The sequence below is a fragment of the Streptomyces sp. NPDC041068 genome (assembly GCF_040647455.1).
GTDB lineage: Bacteria > Actinomycetota > Actinomycetes > Streptomycetales > Streptomycetaceae > Streptomyces.
This window is the reverse complement of sequence record NZ_JBEZCG010000004.1, coordinates 232979-251258: the sequence shown is the minus strand read 5'-3', so window position 1 is coordinate 251258 and position 18280 is coordinate 232979. Positions and strand designations below refer to the sequence as shown.

Sequence of the window (18280 nt, the reverse complement as noted above, 5' to 3'; positions counted from 1 at the left end):
CCCTCCGCACCCCGTGTGCTCAGGCCCCCGCCGCCGGAACCCCCAGGCTCCGCAGCCGCTCGCGGTCCGCGATGATGTCGATCTCCACGATCCTGCCGTCCACGACCGTGAAGGAGCCGAGCGAGACCACCTCGCCGCCCGGCGCCGCGACCAGGCCCGGCAGGCCGTTGACGAGCACCATGTACTGGTGCTCGGCGAGCTTCGCGAACATCGCGGCCTGCCCGGCCACCGTCGCCGCGCCCCGCACCAGCTTCGAGAGGCCCGAGGACAGCTCGCCGGTGTCCGCGCGCAGCACGACGTCCGGGTCGAGGAGTTCGAGGAGCGCCTCGAAGTCGCCGGCGCGCGTGGCGGCCATCCAGGCCTCGACGACCTCGCGCTGCTTGGCGACGTCGGTCTCCGGCGCGGGCGCGGAGCCCTGCACACGGCGGCGGGCCCGGCTTGCCAGCTGGCGCGTCGCGGCCGCCGAGCGCTCCACGACCGGCGCGATCTCGTCGAAGGGCACGGCGAACATGTCGTGCAGGACGAGCGCGAGGCGTTCGGCGGGCGCGAGCGTGTCCAGGACGACGAGCAGCGCGAGGCCGACCGAGTCGGCGAGCAGCACCTCCTGTTCGGGGTCGACCGCGTCCAGCCGGCTCACGACCGGATCCGGCACGTGCGACTCCCACGCGGCCTGCGCCGTGGCGTCCAGGGAGTCCTCGCGCCGGGACTGGCGCGAGCGCAGCAGATCGAGGCAGATCCTGCCGACGACGGTGGTCAGCCAGCCGCCGAGGTTGCGCACCTCGTCCGAGTCCGGTCCCCCTGCCGTGCGGCTCAGGCGCAACCACGCCTCCTGCACGGCGTCCTCGGACTCGCTCAACGAGCCGAGCATGCGGTACGCGACCGCGTTCAGGCGAGGCCTGTGCTCCTCGAACCGGGCCGCGAGCGCGGCCTGTGCCGATCCGTTGTCGTTCATCTGTCGCATTCTCCCGTCGCGTTCCGCCCCCGGCTGTGGCGGACCGTCCCCACACGCGTGACGACCGAGGAGAACAGTAATGAACACCCATGTCCAGAACCTGCCCCGGCTCCCCAGGAGTTGCCCGTGAAGATCGAAGCCGACCTCGTACGCCGCCTGCTCGCCGAGCAGTTCCCGCAGTGGGCGGACCTGCCCGTGGCGGCGGTGCCGCTGCCCGGCATGGACAACGCGACGTTCCGGCTCGGCGACGACATGTCCGTACGTCTGCCGCGCTACCCCCGGTGGATCGGGCAGGTGGAGCGGGAGCAGAGGTGGCTGCCGTGGCTGGCCCCGCAGCTTCCACTCACCGTCTCCACGCCGATCGCCAAGGGGCGGCCCGGCCAGGGCTACCCCTACCCCTGGTCGGTCTACCGCTGGCTGGAGGGCGAGGCCGCGACCACGGAGGGGCTCGCGGACCCGGTGCGGGCGGCGGCCGAACTCGCGGAGTTCATCGGCGCCTTGCAGAAGATCGACGCGACGGGCGGCCCGGCGCCGGACGAGAGCAACGCCTTCCGCGGCGAGCGCGTGGGCACCGAGTGCGATTCACTGGCCGCCGACTCACTGGTCCGCGCCAAGATCGCGAAGCTGGACGGCGTCGTCGACACGTACGCCGTGACGGCGGTGTGGGACGCCGCGCTCGCGGCACCTGCCTGGGACCGCGACCCGGTCTGGCTGCACGGCGACCTCGCGACCGGCAACCTCCTTGCGGTGGACGGGCGGTTGAGTGCTGTCATCGACTTCGGAACGCTGGCCGTGGGCGACCCCGCCTGCGACCTCATCCCCACGTGGATGTTCCTGCCCGCGCGGGCGAGGGAGACCTTCCGCGAGGCGGTCGCGATGGACGACGCGACCTGGGCACGGGCCCGCGGCCTCGCCCTCGCCGGATCGCTGCCGGTGCCGGACGACCCGTTCTTCGCGATCCCGGCCCGGGTGACGGCCGCGCTGAGTCATCTGAACGCGGTGCTGGACGACTTCGCGGAGCATGGGGGTGGTTGAGGGGGTTGAGGGGGTTGAGGGGGTTGAAGGGGGTTGAGGGGGTTGAAGGGGTTGAGGGGGTTGAAGGGGTTGAGGGGGTTGAGGGGGTTGAGGGGGTTGGGGTGGCTAGGACGGGAGCAGCGGCTCCAACACCGCCCTCAGATCCGCCGGTTCGCGGTACAGCAGCCCCGTCATCCCGAGCGCCCTCGCCGCGTCCACGTTCTCCTCGCGGTCGTCCACGAAGAGGCAGCGGTCGGGGGCGACCCCGGCCCGGCGCGCCGCCGTCTCGTAGATGCTCCGGTCGGGCTTCACGACCCCCAGGTCCGCGCTGCTGATCACGCCGTCCACGAGCCCGTCGGGCCCGGTGAGGCCAAGGAGGGCCAGGTCGTCGGCGAGCCACGGCGTCGCGTTCGTGACGAGCAGGACGGGCAGCCCTGCCGCGCGGACCTGCCGCAGCAGACCCACCACCGCCTCGTCGGCGCGGAACTTGGCCTCGGCCAGCGTCGCCCCGAGCGCACGCCCGCGCGACAGGGGCACCCGGTCCGCGAGGCCGCGGGCGATCGACTCGATCCACTGTTCCTTGGTGATCTCGCCCCGCATCAGCGGCAGATCCGTCTCGGGCGCGAAGGCGACCTCGGCGGTGGCACCCCGCGGCAGCCCCGCGTCGCGCTCCGCCTGCTCCAGTTCCGCCATGTCGTAGAAGCGGATCACGCCGTCGAGGTCACTCAGTACGGCGTCGAACGTGCGGCCGGAGATCGTCATCGCATGTGTCTATCACGCGCGTCGCGCGTCCATGTCCGGCACACATATCCGTGGCCCGGACCCGGGACCTCCCGTAGGGTCCGACGGCGTGACCACCGGAGACAGACACATACCGTTCGCCCGCCTGCACAACTTCCGTGACCTGGGCGGCCATCGGGCCGCCGACGGCCGCACCGTGCGATGGGGCCTCCTGTACCGCGCCGACTCGCTCGGCAAGCTGCGCGCCGACGAGGGGGCGTCCGAGGCCGAGCGCGCGGACTGGGACCGCTTCCTAGGGCTCGGCGTCCGCGCCGTCGTCGACCTGCGCTACGACTGGGAGATCGACGCCAAAGGCCGCGTCCCCGAGCTTCCCGGGCTCGCGTACCACCACCTGAGCATCGAGCACCGACCCTACGACCAGGCCGCCCTCGGCCAGGACGTCGCGCCGGGTCCCTACCTCGCCGAGCGGTACATGGAGGTGGCGCACGACGGCGTCAAGGAGATCCGCGGCGCGCTCGACGTCATCGCGGGCGCGGGCGCCGAGGACGCCCCCCTGGTCTTCCACTGCGCGTCCGGCAAGGACCGCACGGGTCTGATCGCCGCCCTCGTCCTGGCGCTGCTGGGCGTCCCCGATGACGACGTCGTGGCGGACTTCGCGCTCACCGAACTCGCCTCGGAACGCCTGCTCGCCGACTGGCGCGCCACCCACCCCGACGCCGGCGCCATCTGGCCGGGCTACGGCAGGGCCCCCGCCGAGGTGATGACCCTCTTCCTGGCCGAACTGACGCGACGCCACGGCTCTGTTCGCGCGTACGCGGAGGAACTCCTGGAGGTGGACGAGCAGTTCGTGACCGCACTGCGCGACGCACTGCTGGAGGGAGAAGCGGGGCAGGGAGGGGAACAAGGGCGGGTCTAGGACCCTGGGTCGGCGGCGCGGCCGGGCAGCGGCCGTGGTGCGGCCGGGCAGAGCCAGTGGTGTGATGTGGCCCGGCAGAGCCAGTGGTGTGGCCCGGCAAGGCCTCCGTGCCCTCACTCCCCTGCCCGCACCGACCACACCCCCGCCGCGACCACGAGCGTGACCGCCACGCACTCGCGCGGGCCGAGCCGCTCGCCCAGTACCGCGAAGCCCACCCCGGCCCCCACCGCGGGCCCGAGGGCCAGCAGTACGCCGAAGCCGCGTGCTCCGATGCGGCGCAGTGCCAGCATGTCCAGGGAGTACGGGATCAGGGACGACAGCAGCGCGACGAGGACCCCCGTGCCGAGGGCCGCCGGATGTGCCGCGACGGACCGCCCTTCGGTCACCGCCGCCACCGGCACCAGCAGGCAGGCCCCGATCCCCAGGGCCGCGGTGAGCCCGTCCCAGCCGGGGAAGAGGCGGCCCACGCGTTGGTTGAGGACCACGTAACCGGCACGGCAGAGCGCGGCCGCCGCGCCCGCCGCGATGCCCGCCCCCGCCAGTTCGCCGCCGGGCACGGCCAGCAGCAGCACCCCGGCGAGGGCAAGGAGGCCGGACAGGAGGTGCGCGACCCTGCGGGACAGGGCGAGCGCGAGGGCGAGCGGACCGAGGAGTTCGAGGGTGGCGGCGATCCCCAGGGGAAGGTGCCGTATCGCCTGGAAGTACGCGGCGTTCATGCCCGCGAAGACGACGCCGAGCCCGGCCGCGGCCCGCCACTGCGCCGCCGTGAGGACCATGAGCCGCGGCCGGACCACAGCCCACAGGACGAGCGCCGCGAAGCCGAGCCGCATCCCCGCCAGTGCGGTCGGCCCGACCTGCCCGTACGCCCCCTTGGCGACGGCGGACCCCAACTGCAGGCTGAGGATCTGCGCGAGCACGAGCCCGGCGGCGACCCGCCCGCTGTCCCTCTCCGCATGTCTCCGACTGTCCCGCTCCGCACGTCTCACGCCCCACACCGTGATGTCATGCCCTTATGCATTTCAACCATTACGGAGGCGAGGCCGCCCTGCTCGCCGCCGAGCTGGTCAATTCGCTCGCCGAAGCACCGCCGCTGTCACCCCTGCTCGCCTCGCACGGCGTCGTGGACCACGCCCTGACCGACGCCCAGGAGGCCGACCTGCGCGCATGGGCCGCGCTCCTCGCGGCGTGCTTCGGGCCGCAGGAGCTCGAACGGCGCTGCGACACCGTCAACGCCCTGCTCGCCCAGGCCTCCAGCAGCCCCCGCATCTCCCTGCACGACGGCCGCCCGCACTTCCATTACAGCGCCCCCGCCGCCGATCCGGCCGCCCACGTCCGCGCTCTGACGGCGGCGGGACTCGCCTACGTCGTCTGTTTCGCCGACGCCCAACGCCTGGGCCGCTGCGCCCGCGACGGCTGCGGCATCGCCTACGTCGACACGTCCCGCAACGGCCGGCGCACGTACTGCTCGGTGCGGTGCGCCAACAACGACGCGGTGGCGCGGCACCGGAGCCGCGGGCGCGGCTGAGGCGCCGCCCTGGGCTCACTCCTCCCCGAGCACCTCGCGCACCGTGGCCCGCACCCGGTCCTGGTCCTTGCGCACGGCGTCGTACCGGTCCTTGTCGCGGCGCAGGTCAGCACGCTGCTTCTCCGCGCTGACGACCCACCACACCCCGGCGGTGTTCAGCTTCCGGTTGCATTCCACATCGGCGACGGCCGTGCCCAACTCCCGCTTCGTACGAGAGGTGTTGCCGCCGTCGACACCCTTGCGCCACGCCTTGTCACGAAAGGCGTGGGCCGGGCTCTCGTACCGTTTGAAGCCCTTGTCCTCGACACAGCGCGACCAGTCGCGGAAGGCCTTGCGCACGCGCGTGTCCTTGGCGACGGCCTTGTCGAGCTTCCCGGTGCGCCCTGCGACGTACGCCCACACGCGTGTCGTCTTCGCGATGTCCCCCATGACCTGCCGCATCGCCTCTCCGGAGCAGCCGCCCTCGGGGACCTTGCGGCCGTTCACGACAGCGGTGGCGCCGCCCCTCCCCGTGCCGAAGGCGCCGTACAGCACCTCGAACTCGCCCTGCCGCAGGGCCCGCCCCTTCGGCATCGCGTCCGACCGCCGGGTCCGCAGGCGGTCCGGGTCGAAGCCGTAGCCCCAGCGTCGGACGTGGTCGAGGTCGAGCATGCCGTAGGGGGACACCGTGGAGATCGTCAGCGCGACGCTGTTCCCGTTCCCGCCGCTTCCCTCGCCCCGCTGCTCGGGGTTCAGCGGGAAGTCGGTGAACCCGAAGGAGCGCATGCACCGCTGCGCGAGGCGCGACTCCGCCTCCTCCATGCGCTTGTTGTCCTCGGCGTTGAACTCGTATCGCTCCAGGGGCAGTTCGGGGAAATCCCCCTTGCTCTGCACCCGCGGCACACCGGACTCGCGCCCGGAGCCCGTACCGGCCCCGGAGCCGCACCCCGCCAACACCGCACCCACCAGGGCCAGTACGGCCCACCGCACCTTCATCGCACCCCTCCCCAGGCGGACCGACGGATCTGTCGGACCTTACGCCGCGCTCGGGGCGCGCAGGCGGGGAGGGGCACCCTGTGGGCACCTGAAACCCACGAGCACCTGAAGCCCTTGGGCACCCGAGCCCTGAGAATCCGGAGCCCCGGGAGCCTGAAGTCAGCGACCCTGAAGTCAGCGACCACGGGGGCTACTTGACGCCCTCGCCACGTCTTTCGTCGCCGCTTACGTCATCGCCACTTCTTTCGTCGCCGCTTACGTCATCGCCGCTTGTGCCATCGCCACTTCTGTCATCACCGCTGCCGTCACCATCACTGTCACTGCTGCTGACGCCGCCGCCACTGACGCCGCCGCCACTGACCCCGCTGGCGCTGTCATCGGCAACGCTTCTCCCATGCGCCGCACGCCTCCTGCCGTACCGCGAACGCGAACGCCTCACGCCCGCACGCTCGTCGGCCTTGGCGGTCTCCTCGACGCACGCCTCGCACTGCGCGTTGCGGCACGGCCCGGGGCCCCACACGGGGACGAACACCCCGAGCACCTTGCGCCTCCGGATGGTCGTGCCCACCGGCCGTCCGCAGAGTGCGCACACAGGCTCAGTCTGCGGGCCGGGGCCGGGCCGGGGCCCTTCGCTGCCCATACCTCCAGGTTATTCCGGTTCGGCCCGCCTCGGCAGTCCTGCGACCGCGGCTTCCTCAGCGCGGCCGCAGTTCCGCGACGCCCTTCTCCCGCGCCACCACCTGCCGGGCGACCTCCGCGAGCCGCAGGCGCCGGGCCCGCGCGTACTCCCGCAGGGCCATGAACGCCTGGTCGACCGAGCACTGCCAACGCTCGGCGAGCACACCCTTCGCCTGCTCGATCACGACCCGGCTGGTGAGCGCCGCCTGCAACTGCCCGCGCTGCACGTCGCTCCGCTCCAGGGACCGCTGCCGCAGGATCACGGCCGCCGCGAGATCGGCGAGGGTCTGCGCGAACGCGAACCGGTCCGCGCCCAGCCTGCCCTCCACGTGGAACAGTCCGAGCGCCCCCACGACCCGCTCGCCGCCCGCCGCCCCGTGCCGCAACGGCAGGGCCTGCACCGCGGCGAACCCCGCGGCACGCGCCTGCGCCGTGTACCGCGGCCACCGCGCGGCCACCTCCGCCCCGCCGAGGTCGACGTCCGGCAGCGCCACACCGGAACGGCAGCTCTCCAGGCAGGGGCCCTCGCCCTGCCGCAGCGCGGACAGTTCGAGCGCCCGCGTCCGCTCGTCCGACGCCTCGACGACGCCGCTCGGATCACCCGAGAGCAGCACCACCGCCCCCGAGACCTCAAGCACATCGACGCAGCGAACTGTCAGATCCCGCAGGAACTCCATGCCACCCTCCGATCCTGATCGAGTACGACGGTTCGTGAGTACGGCAGTTCGCGAGCACGACCATTCGCGAGTACGAGGATTCGCGGGTGCGGCAGCAAGGTCAGCCGTCCGCCCCCGCCGTGCGCGGCTCACGCCACATGGGCCACATGCGCGGCCCGTCGGGCAGGTCGAGCGCCGCCCCCATAAAGGCGAAGCCCAGACGCGTGTACAGGTCGCGGCTACGCGCGTTGCTCGCCTCCAGGTAGGCGTGCAGACCCTCGCGGTCGCAGCGGTCGAGCACGGCGGAGACGAGCGCCGTGCCGAGCCCCTCGCCCTGCCGGTCGGGGTGCACGGCGATCAGGTGCAGATACTGGTGCGGCCGGTCGGTCGGGTGGATCGCGTCCGTCAACCGGCCGATCAGCTCGACGCGTTCGTTGTCCGGGTCGACGGCCCTGCGCAGCAGCACGGGACCGTCCTCCGCCCCCTCGGCTTCGCCTTCGTGCACGCCGTCGTCGCCGTGCCCACCGGCGGGTACGGACCACCACATCGCCACGGCCGCGCCGTCCTCGGTGATGTCGACGTACCCCTCGTCGAGCGCGATGTCGAAGAAGGCGCCCATCAACGCGCCGTGCGTGCGCAGGCGGTACTCGTCGCCGGGCAGGACCCAGCTGCTCACCGGGTCCTGCATGAACGCCGCGTCGAGCAGCCCGACCACGTACTCGCGATCGCTCTCCCCGGCTCTCCGGATCGCCACACCCACAGCCCGCCCCTTACCGTTCGCTCACGTTCGACGGCGCGCTCCCGTTTGCCAACTCGGCGCGGAGGCCCGCCGATTGCAGCCTAAGTGATCGTGTCCACGCACAGGGAAGGGCCCCGCAGCCTGGCCGGATCGCGGTGGCGTGCGGGGCCCTTCGGGCATGCGCGGTCAGCCGCCGAGGGCGTTCTGGCTGAGCTTGTCGTTGCGGTTCATGGCCAGCTTGTCGAGGGCCTTCCGCACCGCCTCGGGAACGGACTCCAGCTGGGCCGTGTCGATTGGCTTGTTCACTTTCGCAACAGCCGGGACATAGGCCGTCGTCAGCTCCTCGCCGTCGGCATGCGCCACGGCGGGTGCGGCGAGCACGGCCAGGGTGGCGGAGGCGACGGCTCCGAGCGCTCTGCGGGCAGATGGCATGGCATGTCCTCACTGGGGAGGTCCGGGATTCCGGACGAGGGGTCCGGGATTCCGGACGAGGGGTCCGGGATTCCGGACGGGGGGTGAACGCGGCTGTTCTAGCCCTCCCCGGCCGCCGCGTCCCCGGATGAGCCTCCCGTGGGCGCGCCATGCGCACTTCCCCGTCATCATCTCGTCGCGCTATCGGCTCCTCTTTTCCTCAGCGTGTACGCAACACGCCTCAGCGCATTCGCGTACGTCTCAGCACATCCGCGTACGCCTCATACGTACGCGTACGTCTCAGTGCGTACGCCGTGTCACGAACTCGGCGAGTGCCAGCAGGCCGCCCGCCGACTCCGGGTCCGGGATCGCCCTGGCGAGCTGGCCGATCGCCAGGGACATCCGGTCGGCGGCATGCACCTGCGCCCAGTCGCGGCCGCCCGCGCGCTCCACGGCGCACGCCACCCGCGTGGCGTGCGCCGGGCCGTCCTCGGTCCTGCCGGGCGGCCCCGCATAGAGCTCGGCGAGCTCGGCCGCGGCGGGTGTGCCCGAGGCCAGCGCGGCGACCACCGGCAGGGACTTCTTGCGGGCCGCGAGGTCGGCGCCCGCGGGCTTGCCGGTGCGCCCCGGGTCGCCCCAGATGCCGATGACGTCGTCGATGAGCTGGAAGGCGAGCCCGGCCTGGCGGCCGAACCCGTCGAGCGCGTCCACCTCGTCACGGTCAGCGCCCGCGTAGAGCGCGCCGAGCGCACAGGCGCAGCCGAGCAGCGCCCCCGTCTTGGCCTCGGCCATGACGAGGCACTCGTCGAGCGTGACCTCGTCGGGGCCGCGCCGCTCGAGGGCGCAGTCCGCGTGCTGGCCGGCGCAGAGCTCCACGACGCAGGCGGCGAGGCGGGCGGCGGCCGCCGGGGCCCCCGGGTGGGGGTCCTCGGCGAGCATCCGCTGCGCCAGGGCCTGCAGGGCGTCACCGGCGAGGATCGCGTCGGCGTAGCCGAACACGGTCCAGGCGGTGGGCCGGTGCCTGCGGGTGGTGTCGCGGTCCATCACGTCGTCGTGCAGGAGCGTGAAGTTGTGGATCAACTCCACGGCGGCCGCCGCCCGCACGGCCGTGGCGGGTTCCCCGCCGAGCGCCCGCACCGCGGCGAGGACGAGCGCCGGCCTGATGGCCTTGCCCGCGTTCCCCGCGGCCGGTGTGCCGTCCGCGTGCTCCCATCCGAAGTGGTAGAGCGCGATCCGGCGCATCGATCCGGGCAGCGATTCGACCGCCCTGCGCAGCTCCGGATCGACGTACGCGCGCGTGGACGCCAGGATCTCCGCGGCCTCGTGGGCCATGTCCGTCGTCAGGTCCGTCGTCAGGTCCGTCGTCAGGTCCGTAGTCGTGTCCGTCATGGACTCACCCCGGGAAGGATGCGGACGGTGGCGGTTCCTCGACCTGTGGGCGCGTACGCAGGGGGTGTACCCCGTGCAGGGGGCACGGACACGGCCCAGGGCTCACCTCCAGCGGCCGATCTCGACGTTCTCCAGGACGCCGAGCGCATCGGGCACGAGCACCGCCGCGGAGTAGTACGTCGACACGAGGTACGAGATGATCGCCTGCTCGCTGATGCCCATGAACCGCACGGACAGGCTCGGTTCGATCTCGTCCGGGATGCCGCTCTGGCGCAGGCCGACGACGCCCTGATCCTCCTCGCCGGTACGCATGCAGATGATGGACGTCGTACGGGCCTCGGTGACCGGGATCTTGTTGCACGGGAAGATCGGGACGCCCCGCCAGGTGGGGATCCTGTTGCCGCCCATGTCGATGGTCTCGGGGACGAGGCCGCGCTTGTTGAACTCACGGCCGATCGCGGCGATCGCGCGCGGGTGGGCGAGGAAGAGCTTGGACCCGCGCCTGCGGCTGAGCAGTTCGTCCAGGTCGTCCGGGCTGGGCACGCCGTCGTGCGGCTGGATCCGCTGGTCGTACTCGCAGTTGTTCAGGAGGCCGAACTCGCGGTTGTTGATGAGTTCGTGCTCCTGGCGCTCCTTGAGCGCCTCGACGGTCAGCCGCAACTGCTGCTCGGTCTGGTTCATCGGCTGGTTGTAGAGGTCGGCCACGCGCGTATGGATGCGCAGCACCGTCTGGGCGACGCTCAACTCGTACTCCCGCGGGGACGCTTCGTAGTCCACGAAGGTGCCCGGGAGCACGGCCTCGCCCACGTGCCCCGACGACAGCTCGATGGGCGCCTCGCCGAACGTGTTGGTGCGCTGGGCCGGGATGGAGCGCAACTGCTGGAGGTGGGCACGCAGCGACTCGCTGCGCTCCGCGACCTGTTCGAGGTCCTGGCGGGGCAGCGAGAGGACCGTGCCGGAGGTCACCGCGCGCGCGGTGTACTCCCAGATCGACTCGGAGTCGACGAGCGCCTGCTCTCCGAAGTAGGCGCCGTCGGCGAGGGTGTCGAGCACCGTGTCGTCCCCGTACGGACCCGTGCCGATCTTCTCGACGCGGCCGTGCGCGAGCAGGAACACCTCGTCCGCCGGGCTGCCGAAGGAGGTCAGGACCTCACCCGCGGCGAACTCCCGCTGCTGGCAGCGCTGGGCGAGCTCGGCGAGGACGTCCTGGTCCCCGAAGTCACGCAGCACCGGCAGCTCGCCGAGCTCCGCCGGGATCACCTGCACCTGGTCGCCGGTCTTCACGAAGGTCACCCGGCCGTCGCCGACCGAGTAGCTCAGCCTTCGGTTCACCCGGTAGGTGCCGCCCTGCACCTGCACCCAGGGCAGCATCCGCAGCAGCCAGCGGGAGCTGATCTCCTGCATCTGCGGGGCCGACTTGGTGGTCGTGGCCAGATTCCGTGCGGCCGACGTACCGAGACTCTGCTGCGGCTGCTCGGACTCCGTACGGATCTCTTCGCCTACCGACATGAACGATGCCTCCCGGGTACCTGCGGTGATCTGCACGCAGAACCCTTCCAGCACGGAACGTGCCCGCGCCATTACACAAAAGAGCGGGAATGGATCACGTCCCGGCGGGGCAGGAGGGTCGTTTCCACTCGTTCGGCCCAACTCGGGATGTGCCGGATGAGTCGGGCTGGTGGGCTCGGGAAATGAACACCTCCGAGGCCTCTGCCGACGCCGCCGCGCAGGAGCCGGCCCCGGCGGCTCCGCTCGCGCCGCCCGGCGAGCGCGGCCCGGTGCGCTGGCTGCGCGCCGCGGGCCGGGCCTTCGAGCCGGTCCGCCGCGCGCCCGTGACCGTGTTCGTCGTCGTGGCGCTGTGGGCGGTGGGCGCCTTCACCGGCAGCCTCGGCGGCGGCCCTCCCGTCGCTCTCCTGAACGACATCGGCGTAGGTGTTCCCGCGCTCGCCGACGGCCGCTGGTGGACCCCGCTGACCTCCATCCTGTGGTGCTCGGGGATCGGCAACTACATCGGTTCCACCCTGCTGTTGCTGCTCCTGGGCTCGGCCGCCGAGCAGCGCATGGGCTCCGTGCGCACCGCCGTCGTCCTGGTCCTCGGCCAGGTGCTCGGCGCGCTGCTGGGCACCGGCGTCGTCAAGCTGGGCGAGCTGGCCGGCGAGGACTGGCTGAACGACCTCTCGCAGGACCTGACGGCGACGCCCGGCATCGGGGCCTGCGCCGTCGGCGCCTTCCTCAGCTTCCGGCTCAGCGCCCTGTGGCGGCGCAGGCTGCAGCTGTGCCTGATCGTGTTCCCGCTGATGCTCGCGCTGTACGTGGGCCACCTCCAGGGAGTGCTGCGCCTGGCCGGCACGGTCGTGGGCCTGGGGCTCGGCGCCCTCGCGCACCGGCACACGCACCGCCTGCGGATGCCGCACGCCTCGCACTCCGAAGGCCGGGTCCTGGTCGCCCTGGTGGTCGCCGCCTCCGCCATCGGCCCGCTGATCGCCACGCTCTACAAGGACTCGCTCGGCCCCTTCAACGTCCTCGACCTGTACGTCTCCGGGGGACCCGGCGCCCAGGACATCGCGGACGCGTGCGTGCGGGCCGCGAGCACGGACTGCGCCCGCATCCACGCCCAGGACCACTTCTACAACTCGCCGGCCATGCTCATGGGGATCGCCATCCCCGCGCTGCTGCTCGTGCTCGCCGAGGGGCTGCGGCGCGGTCTGCGGCTGTCCTGGCGGATCACGGTGGCCGCGCAGCTGGTGTGGCTCGGGCTCATGGCGTTCCTGCTGAGCGACATCGCCTCGCACCCGGACCGGTACGTCCTGGAGGGCAGCGACCTGTCCGACCAGAAGGCCGCGATGATCCAGGCAGTCGTCGAGCAGATGATGCTGCCGCTGCTCGTCCTGGTGCTGCTCTTCCTCACCCGGCGCCTCTTCGACCAGCGGGTCTCGCGCACCACCGTGACGTGGCTCGCGGGGACCGTCGGGGGCACGCTGCTGCTCGCCTGCGTCGCGTACGTGGGCATCGGTTACGCGGTGCGCGACCAGTTCACTCCGGACGCGACCTTCTCGAAGCTGGTGTCGGGCCTGCCCACCCAGTTCTTCCCGCCCAGTTACGAACCGTTCTTCTTCCAGGGCCAGGCGCCGATCCCGGTGGGCGGCACCGCCCTGTCCCTGTACGAGTACTGCGGGATGCTCTTCTGGGTGGTCACCCTGATCGCCCTCTTCGTGGCGTTCCGGCGCCCCCTGATGCACGCCGACCCCGACGCGGCCACACGCGCGCGTGCCCTGCTCTCCGCGCACGGCGGCTCCACGCTCTCGTATCTGACGACCTGGCCCGGCAACCACTACTGGTTCTCGGCGGACGGCAGGGCGGCGGTCGCCTACCGGGTGCACTCCACGGTCGCGCTGACCACCGGCGACCCTTTCGGGGAGCCCTCCGCGCGCGCGGAGGCGATCGACGGTTTCGCCGAGTACTGCGACGAGCGCGGCTGGACGCCGTGCTTCTACAGCGTGACGGCGGACACCAAGTCCCGTACGGACGCGCTGGGCTGGAGCTCGGTGCAGGTCGCCGAGGACACCGTGGTGCCGCTCCCGGAGCTGGCCTTCACGGGCAAGAAGTGGCAGGACGTCCGCACGGCCCTCAACAAGGCCAAGAAGCAGGGCATCACCGCGGAGTGGCACACCTTCCCCGAGGCGCCCATCGCGCTCACCGACCAGATCCGCTCGATCTCCGAGGAGTGGGTCGCCGACAAGGGCCTGCCGGAGATGGGCTTCACGCTCGGCGGCCTCGACGAACTGGACGACCCGCATGTGCGGTGCCTCCTCGCGGTCGACGAGGACCGCACGGTGCACGGCATCACGAGCTGGATGCCGGTGTACGGGGACTCCGACGGCACCCCGGAGGGCGCGGAGGGTCGACCGGTGGGCTGGACGCTGGACTTCATGCGCCGCCGCTCCGACGGGTTCCGCGGCTCGATGGAGTTCCTGATCGCGTCCGCCGCGCTCGGCTTCAAGGAGGAGGGCGCCCAGTTCCTCAGCCTCTCCGGAGCGCCGCTCGCCCGCTCCGAGACCGGTGAGCCGCCCGCCGCCCTGCAGCGCCTCCTGGACTACGCGGGCCGCACCCTGGAGCCCGTCTACGGCTTCCGCTCCCTACTCAACTTCAAGGCGAAGTTCCAGCCCCAGTACCGGCCCATGTACATGTGCTACCCGGACCCCGCGGCCCTGCCCAACATCACGCGGGCGATCGGCAAGGCGTACCTGCCGCACATGAAGCCGTCCCAGGGCGTACGCCTGATGCGCAAGCTCACCGCGTAGGCGCGGTGGAGGGCCGCGGGCGAGGGCCCCGGGAACTCCAAGATCTAGGCACCCGTTGAACCCCGTGCGGGGCATCCGCACCGCCCGCACCCTTCGCACCAACCGGCAGGAGACAGCAATGGCAGGCTTCCTGGACCGCGCCAAGGAACAGGCGCAGAGCGCCCTCGCGCAGGGCAAGCAGAAGGTCGACGAGGTCCAGGAGAAGCGCGCGGGCGACGCCCTCCTGAAGAAGCTCGGCGCGGCGTACTACGCGGAGCGGCGGGGCACCGGTTCCCCGCAGGCCACCCAGGAGGCGCTGCAGGCCCTGGAATCCCACGTCGCGACGCATGGGGACGGCTTCCTGCACGGCAACTGACCGGATCGGCTCGCACGGTGCCCGAACAGGCCTCGGTTTACTTCCGAACAACTGGTCCGGGCACCGGAGTTCCGGTACAAGCAGGGCGTACGAGGCGGTCCGCGACCGGCGGCCGTCGCGCCCTGCAAAGGAGGCGGTCATGGCCCCACCCATGTCCGCGGGCAGCTTCCTTCAAGCCCTGCGGGACGAAGGCGTGACCGTCGTCGAGGTCGGCGACTGGGAGCATCACAACCGCAACCACAAAGGCCCCTGGGGCCCTGTGCACGGCGTGGTGATCCACCACACCGTGACATCGGGCAGCCGGCGCACGGTGGAGATCTGCCGCGACGGCTTCGCCTCGCTGCCCGGACCGCTCTGCCACGGCGTCATCACCAAGGACGGCCGCGTCCACCTCGTCGGGTACGGCCGCGCCAACCACGCGGGCCTCGGCGACGACGACGTGCTGCGCGCCGTCATCGCCGAGAAGCGCCTGCCTCCGGACAACGAGGCCAACACCGACGGCAACCGCCACTTCTACGGCTTCGAGTGCGAGAACCTCGGCGACGGCGAGGACCCCTGGCCCGAAGAGCAGCTGGAGGCCATCGAGAAGGCGGCGGCGGCGATCTGCCGCGTCCACGGCTGGACGGAACGCTCGGTGATCGGCCACCTGGAGTGGCAGCCGGGCAAGATCGACCCGCGCGGCTTCACGATGGACTCGATGCGGGAGCGCATCGCGGAGCGCCTCAAGTGACAATGGCGGGGTGCACCACACCCCGCCCGCCCCACTCGCACCGCCCCCGCGGCTGCCGTCCCCGCTGCAACGCATAGAGGACGACCGCTTCGGCCTGCGCGGCGTGGAGCTGCTGCTCAAGCGGGACGACCTGATCCACCCCGACCTGCCGGGCAACAAGTACCGCAAGCTCGTCCTGAACCTGCGGGCCGCGTCCGACGCGGGTCACGACACCCTGCTCACCTTCGGCGGGGCCTACTCCAACCACCTGCGCGCGACCGCCGCCGCGGGCCGCCTCCTGGGCCTCGCCACGGTCGGGGTCGTCCGCGGCGACGAACTCGCGGGGCGCCCCCTGAACCCGTCCCTGGCCCGCTGCGCGGCCGACGGCATGCGCCTGCACTTCGTCGACCGCTCGACGTACCGCAGGAAGGCCGAGCCCGGGACGCTGGCCGCGCTCCTGCGCGAGACGGGCTCCCAGGACGCGTACGTGATCCCCGAGGGCGGCAGCAACTCCCTTGCCGTACAGGGGTGCACGGCCCTCGGCGAGGAACTGCGCGGGCACACCGACGTGGCGGCCGTGGCCTGCGGCACCGGAGGCACCCTCGCGGGCCTGGCCGCGGGGCTCGGCCCCGGCCGGCGGGCCCTTGGCATACCGGTCCTCAAGGGCGGCTTCCTGGGCCCCGAGATACAGGCCCTGCAGCGGCGGACCTTCGGCGAACCGACCGCCAACTGGCACCTGGACGACCGCTTCCACTGCGGCGGCTACGCCCGCACACCGCCCGAACTCATCGCCTTCGCCGAGGACTTCGAGGACCGGCACAGAGCCGCGACCGGCCTCTCCGTGGAGCGCCTCTACGTCGCCAAGCTGCTGTACGCCCTGACGGCCCTCTCCGAAGAGGGCGCCTTCCCGCCCGGCACCCGCCTCACCGCGGTGATCACCGGCACACGCGAGGCCCCGGGCCCCGGCCCCGCTCAGTCCTCGACCTCGCGGTAGGCGGCCGCCTCCTCAAGGTCCAGCTTGCGCAGCAGCGTGCGCATCATCTCGTCGTCGATGCGCCGCTCGTCCCGCATCTTCACGAACACCTCGCGCTCCGCGGCGATCGCCTCCCGCGCGAGCCGTCGGTAGGTGTCGTCCGCGGACTCCCCCGTCACCGGGTTGGGCTGGCCGAGCCGCTCCCACACGGAGTTGCGGCGCCGCTCCAGGACGGTGTGCAGACGGTCCTGGAGGGGCTGTGGAAGGCGGTTGCGCTCGTCCTCCATGAGTTCCTCCACCCGCGCCTCCGCGGCCTGCGAGGCGGCGTTCTGCGCCTGCGCCTCGGCGAGCGTCTGGGCCTGCGCGTCGCGGCCCGGCAGTTTCAGGACACGGATCAGCCACGGCAGCGAGAGCCCCTGCACGACGAGCGTGCCGATCACCGTGGTGAAGGTAAGAAACAGGACAAGGTTGCGCGCGGGGAAGGGCTCGCCGTCGTCCATGACGAGCGGGATCGAGAAGGCGATGGCCAGCGAGACCACGCCCCGCATCCCCGCCCAGCTGACGATCAGCGGCCGGCGCCAGTCCATGTCGTCCTCGCGCTCCCTGATCCGCGCCGACAGACAGCGCGGCAGATAGGTCGCCGGGTACGACCACACGAAGCGCGCCACGACGACGACCACGAAGACCCCGACCGCGTACCAGATCGCCTCCGCGACGCCGTACTCGCCGAGACCCTTGAGCACGACGCGCAGCTGCAGCCCGATGAGCGCGAAGACCGCCGCCTCCAGGATGAACGCGACGACCTTCCACACCGCGGCCTCCTGCAGCCGCGTCTCGAAGTCGACCTGCCAGGAGCGGTGCCCCAGATAGAGGGCGACGACGACCACGGCGAGCACTCCGGAGGCACCGACCTGTTCCGCGGCCGCGTACGCGACGAAGGGGATGAGCAGCGACAGGGTGTTCTGCAGCATCGCCTCCTTCAGGTGGGTGCGCAGCCAGTGGATCGGCACCATGAGGAGCAGCCCGACACCGACCCCTCCGACCGCGGCCACCAGGAACTCGCGGACGCCGCCCGCCCAGCTCGCGCCCTCGCCGACGGCGGCCGCGAGGGCCACCTTGTAGGCGGTGATCGCGGTCGCGTCGTTCACCAGGGACTCGCCCTGGAGGATCGTGGTGATCCGCGAGGGCAGCCCCACCCTGCGCGCGATCGCGGTCGCCGCGACCGCGTCCGGGGGCGCGACCACGGCGCCGAGGACGAGCGCGGCGGTCAGCGGCAGATCGGGGATGAGCAGATACGCGAGCCAGCCGACGGCGACCGTGGCGAACAGGACGTACCCGACGGAGAGCAGCGCGACGGGCCTGACGTTGGCGCGCAGGTCCAGATAGGAGCTCTCCAGAGCGGCCGTGTGCAGCAGCGGAGGCAGGATCAGCGGCAGCACGACGTGCGGATCGAGGTGGTAGTCCGGCACTCCGGGGAGGTAGGAGGCAACGAGCCCCACACCGACCAGGAGCAGCGGCGCCGGCACGGGAGTCCTGCGGGCCGCCCCCGCCACCGCGGCGCTCGCCGCCACCAGCGCCACCAGCGGCAATACATCCATCGACAGACCCCTCCGCCCTCCGCGTTCCCGTCGTAACCTGGCAATCATGAACGAGTGCCCGCACGTCGCAGCGCTGCCGCACCCCGAGGTGACCCCGCTCGGTGAAACGTGCCCCGAGTGCCTGGCCGTCGGCAGCCACCCCGTCCAGTTGCGGCTCTGCCTGACGTGCGGCCACGTGGGCTGCTGCGACTCCTCGCCCTTCCGGCACGCGACGGCGCACTTCAAGGAGACCGGACACCCGGTGATGAGGACCTTCGAGCCGGGCGAGAGCTGGCGCTGGTGCTTCGTGGACGGTTCGATCGTCTGACGTCTGGGTACGTCACCTCCCTGTTGAAGTGACTGCCCGTT

At 72.0% G+C, this 18280-nt stretch carries 18 protein-coding genes; 8 read left to right on the top strand and 10 right to left on the bottom strand.

What is annotated here, in order from left to right; translation table 11 throughout:
* Nucleotides 1-19 precede the first annotated feature (19 nt).
* A complete protein-coding gene (locus AB0B50_RS11060) occupies nucleotides 20-952 on the bottom strand; it encodes a sigma-70 family RNA polymerase sigma factor (protein ID WP_362328649.1) in 933 nt (310 codons plus the stop codon).
* Nucleotides 953-1078: 126 nt separating this feature from the next.
* Here AB0B50_RS11060 and AB0B50_RS11055 point away from each other — a divergent pair, with 126 nt between their 5' ends.
* Nucleotides 1079-1987 (top strand): aminoglycoside phosphotransferase family protein, encoded by a 909-nt coding sequence (locus tag AB0B50_RS11055; RefSeq protein ID WP_362328647.1) that lies wholly within the window; start codon nucleotides 1079-1081, stop codon nucleotides 1985-1987.
* A gap of 105 nt (nucleotides 1988-2092) precedes the next feature.
* Here the strand turns inward: AB0B50_RS11055 and AB0B50_RS11050 are convergent, their stop codons facing one another.
* Nucleotides 2093-2728 carry an HAD family phosphatase gene (locus AB0B50_RS11050; RefSeq protein ID WP_362328645.1) on the bottom strand — a complete coding sequence of 212 codons (636 nt, stop codon included), beginning with the start codon at nucleotides 2726-2728 and terminating at the stop codon, nucleotides 2093-2095.
* A gap of 88 nt (nucleotides 2729-2816) precedes the next feature.
* On the opposite strand from AB0B50_RS11050, the gene AB0B50_RS11045 reads away from it, so the two are divergent.
* Nucleotides 2817-3623, top strand: coding sequence for a tyrosine-protein phosphatase (locus AB0B50_RS11045; RefSeq protein ID WP_362328643.1), 807 nt, complete (start codon nucleotides 2817-2819; stop codon nucleotides 3621-3623).
* 113 nt (nucleotides 3624-3736) lie between these two features.
* Here AB0B50_RS11045 and AB0B50_RS11040 read toward each other — a convergent pair whose 3' ends face one another.
* A complete protein-coding gene (locus AB0B50_RS11040; RefSeq protein ID WP_362328641.1) occupies nucleotides 3737-4609 on the bottom strand; it encodes an EamA family transporter in 873 nt (290 codons plus the stop codon).
* 26 nt (nucleotides 4610-4635) lie between these two features.
* Between AB0B50_RS11040 and AB0B50_RS11035 the strand changes: the two genes are divergently transcribed.
* Entirely contained in the window at nucleotides 4636-5148 is a 513-nt protein-coding gene (locus AB0B50_RS11035) for a CGNR zinc finger domain-containing protein (protein ID WP_362328639.1), read from the top strand.
* A 15-nt stretch (nucleotides 5149-5163) separates the two neighbouring features.
* Here the strand turns inward: AB0B50_RS11035 and AB0B50_RS11030 are convergent, their stop codons facing one another.
* The 6 genes from AB0B50_RS11030 to AB0B50_RS11005 form a co-directional block, all read right to left on the bottom strand.
* Complete coding sequence (locus AB0B50_RS11030; RefSeq protein ID WP_362328638.1) at nucleotides 5164-6123, bottom strand: hypothetical protein; 960 nt, start codon at nucleotides 6121-6123, stop codon at nucleotides 5164-5166.
* A gap of 695 nt (nucleotides 6124-6818) precedes the next feature.
* Nucleotides 6819-7478 (bottom strand): ANTAR domain-containing protein, encoded by a 660-nt coding sequence (locus AB0B50_RS11025; RefSeq protein ID WP_362328636.1) that lies wholly within the window; start codon nucleotides 7476-7478, stop codon nucleotides 6819-6821.
* A gap of 100 nt (nucleotides 7479-7578) precedes the next feature.
* Nucleotides 7579-8217: a GNAT family N-acetyltransferase gene (locus tag AB0B50_RS11020; RefSeq protein ID WP_362328634.1), complete on the bottom strand. Its 639-nt coding sequence runs from the start codon at nucleotides 8215-8217 to the stop codon at nucleotides 7579-7581.
* A 165-nt stretch (nucleotides 8218-8382) separates the two neighbouring features.
* Complete coding sequence (locus tag AB0B50_RS11015; RefSeq protein ID WP_362328632.1) at nucleotides 8383-8628, bottom strand: hypothetical protein; 246 nt, start codon at nucleotides 8626-8628, stop codon at nucleotides 8383-8385.
* Nucleotides 8629-8907: 279 nt separating this feature from the next.
* Nucleotides 8908-9939 (bottom strand): family 2 encapsulin nanocompartment cargo protein polyprenyl transferase, encoded by a 1032-nt coding sequence (locus tag AB0B50_RS11010; protein ID WP_362329164.1) that lies wholly within the window; start codon nucleotides 9937-9939, stop codon nucleotides 8908-8910.
* Between the two features lie 159 nt (nucleotides 9940-10098).
* Nucleotides 10099-11505 (bottom strand): family 2B encapsulin nanocompartment shell protein, encoded by a 1407-nt coding sequence (locus tag AB0B50_RS11005; protein WP_362328630.1) that lies wholly within the window; start codon nucleotides 11503-11505, stop codon nucleotides 10099-10101.
* Between the two features lie 182 nt (nucleotides 11506-11687).
* Here AB0B50_RS11005 and AB0B50_RS11000 point away from each other — a divergent pair, with 182 nt between their 5' ends.
* The 4 genes from AB0B50_RS11000 (at nucleotide 11688) to AB0B50_RS10985 (ending at nucleotide 16355) form a co-directional block, all read left to right on the top strand.
* Complete coding sequence (locus AB0B50_RS11000; RefSeq protein ID WP_362328628.1) at nucleotides 11688-14297, top strand: DUF2156 domain-containing protein; 2610 nt, start codon at nucleotides 11688-11690, stop codon at nucleotides 14295-14297.
* A 118-nt stretch (nucleotides 14298-14415) separates the two neighbouring features.
* Complete coding sequence (locus tag AB0B50_RS10995) at nucleotides 14416-14652, top strand: hypothetical protein (protein ID WP_362328626.1); 237 nt, start codon at nucleotides 14416-14418, stop codon at nucleotides 14650-14652.
* Nucleotides 14653-14791: 139 nt separating this feature from the next.
* Nucleotides 14792-15382: an N-acetylmuramoyl-L-alanine amidase gene (locus AB0B50_RS10990; protein WP_362328624.1), complete on the top strand. Its 591-nt coding sequence runs from the start codon at nucleotides 14792-14794 to the stop codon at nucleotides 15380-15382.
* Nucleotides 15383-15392: 10 nt separating this feature from the next.
* Entirely contained in the window at nucleotides 15393-16355 is a 963-nt protein-coding gene (locus AB0B50_RS10985; protein ID WP_362328622.1) for a pyridoxal-phosphate dependent enzyme, read from the top strand.
* Here AB0B50_RS10985 and AB0B50_RS10980 read toward each other — a convergent pair.
* A complete protein-coding gene (locus AB0B50_RS10980) occupies nucleotides 16334-17932 on the bottom strand; it encodes a Na+/H+ antiporter (RefSeq protein WP_362328620.1) in 1599 nt (532 codons plus the stop codon). The two genes, AB0B50_RS10985 and AB0B50_RS10980, sit on opposite strands and share 22 nt — an antisense overlap.
* Nucleotides 17933-17978: 46 nt before the next feature.
* Between AB0B50_RS10980 and AB0B50_RS10975 the strand changes: the two genes are divergently transcribed.
* Complete coding sequence (locus AB0B50_RS10975; RefSeq protein ID WP_362328618.1) at nucleotides 17979-18239, top strand: UBP-type zinc finger domain-containing protein; 261 nt, start codon at nucleotides 17979-17981, stop codon at nucleotides 18237-18239.
* The last annotated feature ends 41 nt before the right edge of the window (nucleotides 18240-18280 follow it).